Genomic DNA, 5402 nt, shown 5'->3' with positions numbered 1-5402 from the left:
GGGGAGTCGTCCTGGGACAGCTGCCGCAGCCGGTTGCCCTCCAGCCGGTAGGTGCGCGAGTCGCCGACGTTGAACCAGAAGTTGCCGTCGGCGTTGACGAGCATCCCCGCCACCGTGGTCCCCATGCCGGAGAACTCGGCGTGCTGGGTGGCGTGGTCCTTGATCTCCTCGTCGATGTTCTTCAGCAGCATCGCCACGTCGTCCGGGCCGGCCATCCGGGGGCTCATCTCCGCCATCCGGTGCACCGCGTGCTCCGAGGCGATCTCCCCTGCCGCGTGCCCTCCCAGGCCGTCGGCGACCGCCAGCAGCACCGGCTCGGTCAGCGACACCACGCAGCGCACGGGAACGGTCATGTTCGCACTGGCGACGGTGAGGGCACCCATGACGACGGCGTCTTCGTTCGCCGGCCGGACAGCGCCCCGGTGCGTCAGGGCAGTGACCGTGACTTCCCCACCAGCGACACCCATGCGCCCTACCTCCCGTTCACAACGGCAGTGACTGCCGTACGCGTCTGCGCGGCGCCCCGCCGGACGGAGGCCGGGGCGCGTTGATCATGTAACCGTATCGGGGGACCGTTGTCCGTGGCCAAAGTCCGCGTCCATCATGGCGGAAATCGCCCGGCGCCGCAGTCCGGGGACGAGTGGTGCGCCCGGGGCGTAGGCCCCCTTCCGGTCGCCTCCGGATCACCCGCGCGCGGCGGGCGAAGGCGCCCCGTTCCGGACGGCCGCGCGTACGCACGCGCGCGCCCGCTCCCCCGGTCCGACGGCGGGGCCCACCCCGGCCGTCTCCACCCGGATGCCCCGGCTCCGCAGCGGCGCCCCCAGCGACCGCGCCCAGCCGGCCGGGTCCACCGCCCAGGCGGCGCCCACCAGCACCACCGACGCTCCCGGGAACATCAGGTCCCGCGCCGCCCGCACCAGCCACGCCACCGCTTCCCGGGGCGTGCCCGGACCCGGCGGGACCGCCACCACGAGCAGGTCGAGCGCGCCGAACTCCAGCGCGGTGTGCGCCACGGCGGCGCGGCAGGAGGCCTCGCCGTCCATCGGGCAGTGCAGCGCGAGCGTCCACGTGCCCAGCGCGGCGGCGCCCTGCACCGCGCGTTCCACGGCGCTGAGCGCGCGCGGGTGCGGCACCCTGCCCGTCGGCCGGGGCGCCGTCAGCGGCCCGGCGACCACCCCCGGCCGTCCCGCGTCGCCCGCGACCGCCACCGCCGCGCCCTCCTTGGCCAGCGCCGCCGCCACCGCGGTGAGCGCACCCCCGGACGCACCCCCCGCAGCGTCCCCGGCGTCGCCGAAGTCACCGGCGACCAGCGCGCGCCGTCCGGCCAGCCTGTCCGCCCCCCGGTAGTCCGGTAGGGGATCCGCTAACCCCATGCCCCTGCCCTCCGTCCTGCCGGGGCCCCGTCGCCGCCACCCCTGCCCGAGCCGTCCCCGCGCAAACGCCCGCCGCCGCCCGCGGACCGGCCGCGAACCGGCCCGCGAGCGCGTTCCCGCACGCAGCGGGCGCGTTGTCGGCCGTCGAAGCCCTCTGGCACAATGGGATCCGCTGGGTGTCTAAGACGCAGACACACCTCCTCCGAAGCGCTCCCTCCCGGGGACCACTCCCGGTGCCGAGGCGGGCGCTATACGCGTTTCCTCAGAAACCTCCGAGGTGTGATGCCGTGCGTCCTTCCTTTCTCCCCCTTTCTTCCGACACCCTTCGCTTCCCCATCGCCCCCAGGCCCTCCGCCGCGCCCCCACGCGCGCCCGGGCCCACTCTCCCCTGTGCTCCGCCCCCCGCTCGCGGAGCACGCCGTCCCGACTCCACCGCATCGAGGAGCACTCCGTGAAGATCGCCCTGATCGCCGAGCACACCGCCCCCCTCGCAGCGCACAGGGGCGAGCCGACCTGCGGTGACAGCGTCCACGTCGCCTCGCTCTCCCGCCACCTGGCCAAACTCGGCCACCGGGTGGCCGTCTACGCCCGCAAGAGCACCTCGGACCCGGTCGGCCGCTCCCGGATGGGGCGCGGCGTGCACGCCGAGATCCTCGCCGCCGGCCCCGACCGCCCCCTGGGCGAACACGAGGAGTCCGACCACACCGGCGCCTTCGCCACCGCGCTGACCGGCGCACTCAAGGACGACGCCCCCGACGTGGTCCACGCGCTCGGCTGGACAAGCGGCCTGGCCGCGCTGTCCGCCGTGCACGGCGCCGGGGGCCTGGGCGATGTGCCGGTCGTGCAGACGTTCCACTCCCTCAACGCCACCGAGCAGCGGGCGGGCCTGCCCGAGCGCCCCGAGCGGGTGCGCCTGGAGGCCGCCATCGCCGGGCGCGCCGACGCGGTCGCGGTCAGCTCCGCGGACCTGCGCTTCGAGCTGGCCCGCATGGGCCTGCCGCGGCACCGGGTCGCGGTGGTGCCCTTCGGCGTCGACACCGACCACTTCAGCGTCGAGGGCGGCGCGGCCACCGAGCCGTGGAGCCCGCGCCGCCAGGACCGCACCCGGGTGATCACCGTGTCCGGACCGGCCTCGGGCGNCGGCCGCGGAGCTGCTGGTGGTGGCCGCCGCGCCGCTGGAGGTCGCACTCGACGAGGACGCCCGCCGCCTGGAGCTGCTCGCCAAGGAGGCGGGGGTGGACGACCGGGTCCACCTGATGGGCCCGGTGGAGCGCAAGGAGCTGCCCCGGCTGCTGCGGTCGGCCGACATCTTCGTCTCCGCCGACCGCTACGACCCCTACGGCGGCGCGGTGCTGGAGGCCATGGCCTGCGGCCTGCCGGTGGTCGCCCGCGCGGCGGGCGGGCCCACCGGCGCGGTGCTGGACCGCACCACCGGGCTGCTGCTGCGCTCGGCCCGCCCGGACACGCTGGCCCGCGCGGTGCGCGGGATGATGAACGAGGCCACCACCCGTTCGGCGCACGGCATCGCCGGGGCCGACCGGGCCCACTCCCGTTTCACCTGGCAGCGGGTGGCCGGTGAGACCGAGCGGGTGTACCGCACCGCCCTGCCGGGCGGGGACGGTCTCCCGCTGGCCGTAGGCGATGATGCACACTAGTCCGGACGCGGCCCCGTGAGCGGGGGCCTGCGCCTGCGCCGCCGCGTCCCCGAAGACCACGTTGCCGCCGACGCCCACGTTCCCGACGCGACCGGGAGGACCGCCCGGGGTGATGCCATGACGTCGCGCGCCGCGCCCCCGGGCTGCGGGGCCGCAGCCGTGGACCGCGCCGCGGTGGAGCACGCGGCGGTGTTCGCCGGGAGCGACGCCGGGCTGTGCGGCCCGGTGGTCCCGCGGATCACCGCCGGGGCCGAGGGCGGGCGCCGGGTCACCGTCGCCGTGGGCGACCGGGTGCGGGCGGCGCTGCGCGCCCGCCTTCCGGAGCACGTGCTGCGCCGGGTCGACTTCGCCGACCGCGCCGTGTACTACGACGCCCCGGGCCGGACGGTCGGGGCGCTGCACCGGCTGGCGGTGGAGGCCCAGGAGGCGGGGGCGCTGTTCGTCGGCGAGCCCGCCCCGCCGCCCGTCGTGCACGCGGGGCGGGGGACGGACCGGGCGCACCTGGAGCGGGAGCAGTGGCGGCGCATGGAGGCCGCACTCGACCGGGCGCTGGCCGGGGACCGTCTGACGGTGCTGTGCCTGCACGACACGTCGGCGCTGGACGCCGCCGCACTGCGGGACGGGCGCGAGGCGCACCCGATGCTGCTGGTGCCCGGCGGGACCCGGCCCAACCCGGCCTACTGGGCCCCCGGGGACGGGCCCGACGCGGCGGCCCCGGCCCCGCCCCCGGACGCGGAGCCGGTGCTGAGCCTGGACATCCGCCCGGACCTGCCGTCGGTGCGCGAGGAGGCGGCGGGCCTGGCCGAGGAGGCCGGCCTGCCGCAGACGCGCCGGGCCGACCTGGTGGTGGCGGTCAACGAGCTGGCGGCGAACGTGCTGGAGCACGGCGCGGGCAAGGGGACGGTGTCCCTGTGGCGCGAGGGCGGCCGCCTGGTCTGCGAGGTCATGGACGACTCGACGGAGCTGGACGACCCTCTGGTGGGCTTCCGCCCGGCCGACGGCCTGGGGGGCCGGGGCTACGGACTGTGGATCACCCGGCAGGTGTGCGACTTCCTGGAGATCCTCCCGGGCCCCGACGGCACTCGGATGCGGGCTCACTTCCGGCTGTAGGGGCTGGTTTCTGGTTTCCTGCTGTTGGGCTCGGATCCTGGGCCCCCGAGGCCGCTTGCCGAGCACGGGCTTCTCACAGTCCGAGAGTCACAGCGCCGACGGCGGAGCCGGTGCCCCCACTTGCCGCCCCTGGCCGGGCGGCGGGCGGCCGAGGTGTCAGGAAGGGGCGGCGACGAGGCAGGGCGGCGGCCCCACCTGCAGCGCTGACGACTGCACGGAGTGTGCGTGGTCGCCGTGGTTCAGCCACGACGGGGACAGCAGGTGCCCCGCTCAAGGCTGCTTGCCGGGCGGCGGGCCACCGGAGTGTCAGGAAGGGGCGGCGACGGAGAGAGCCGGGCGGTTCCCCGGCCCTTCCTGCCGGGTGGCGGGTTCCCCGCGGTCCGGGTAGGCGGCGGCTGGGCCGGTGCCCCGCTCAGCGGCCCCGGCCGTCCGGCGGGCCGTCGGGGTGCGGGGCGGATGGCGGCGACGACGAAGGCCAGCGGCCCATCCGGCAGCGCCGTCGGCCTCCGGGCGTATGCGTGGTCGCCGCGACGGGCGGCGACGGCCAGAGCCGGGCGGTTTCCCGGCCCTGCTTGCCGTCCGCCGGGGTCCTCGCAGTCCGGGCGCGGCGGCGCGGCACCGGGATTCGCGCTCTTCGACACCCGGGGCGGCCCCCTGGCCCGCCTCCCACCACCCAGCACCACCGTGACCTGGGCGAATACTCCGCGTTAGGAGCGGGCGGGGGCGGGAAACGCGCTCAACGACACCCCCGGCGGCCCCGGGACGACGAACACCGCGATTCCAGAACACGTTCTCAGAATGGAATGCTCCGTTTATGCCCGATTGGGGTGTTCGGCTCGGGCGCAGGGGCGGACACGGGGCCGCCCGGACGCCTCCGCCGGGCTCCCGGAGCCCACGCGGGGCCGATATCGGCTACACACAGTGACACCGGGACCGGTAAACGGCCCTTGGGTGCCGTTTAGTGGCCTTTTGTTGCCGGATCGCGTTCACGTGTCGCGATGAACGCACGCCCGCACCGCCCGCGTGGCCGCCCCGGCCGTCGAACAGGGAGCGCAAGGCGCGTCGGCACCCGGAAATCCAGGCGAAGCGGACACCGGGCCGGCAGCGGCAGGACCGGAATCCGCCTTCCGGACCCCTCGGGCACCCCCGGGGCATCCATGGCGGTGAAACCTGCGCGGAATCACTGATCGGGCGGTGGTACCACCGCCCCGGCTCGCTGAACCTCTCCCCGCGTGCCCGCTATGCCCGGAATGCACCCCGGAGA

At 76.1% G+C, this 5402-nt stretch carries 3 protein-coding genes and 1 pseudogene; 2 read left to right on the top strand and 2 right to left on the bottom strand.

From position 1 onward, the window contains the following. A partial coding sequence (locus D476_RS32200; protein WP_040725303.1) for a PP2C family protein-serine/threonine phosphatase occupies positions 1 to 467 on the bottom strand: 467 nt, incomplete at its 3' end. 216 nt (positions 468 to 683) lie between these two features. Continuing rightward, a complete protein-coding gene (locus D476_RS0104865; RefSeq protein WP_017622850.1) occupies positions 684 to 1373 on the bottom strand; it encodes a hypothetical protein in 690 nt (229 codons plus the stop codon). Positions 1374 to 1824: 451 nt separating this feature from the next. Between D476_RS0104865 and D476_RS32195 the strand changes: the two are divergent. Together D476_RS32195 and D476_RS0104855 are read left to right on the top strand one after the other, a co-directional pair. After that, positions 1825 to 3028: pseudogene (locus D476_RS32195) on the top strand (glycosyltransferase). A gap of 117 nt (positions 3029 to 3145) precedes the next feature. Continuing rightward, a complete protein-coding gene (locus tag D476_RS0104855; RefSeq protein ID WP_152529217.1) occupies positions 3146 to 4138 on the top strand; it encodes an anti-sigma factor RsbA family regulatory protein in 993 nt (330 codons plus the stop codon). Positions 4139 to 5402 lie beyond the last annotated feature (1264 nt).

This window comes from Nocardiopsis chromatogenes YIM 90109 (assembly GCF_000341185.1).
Lineage (GTDB): Bacteria > Actinomycetota > Actinomycetes > Streptosporangiales > Streptosporangiaceae > Nocardiopsis_A > Nocardiopsis_A chromatogenes.
This window is presented reverse-complemented; position numbering and strand designations above follow the sequence as displayed.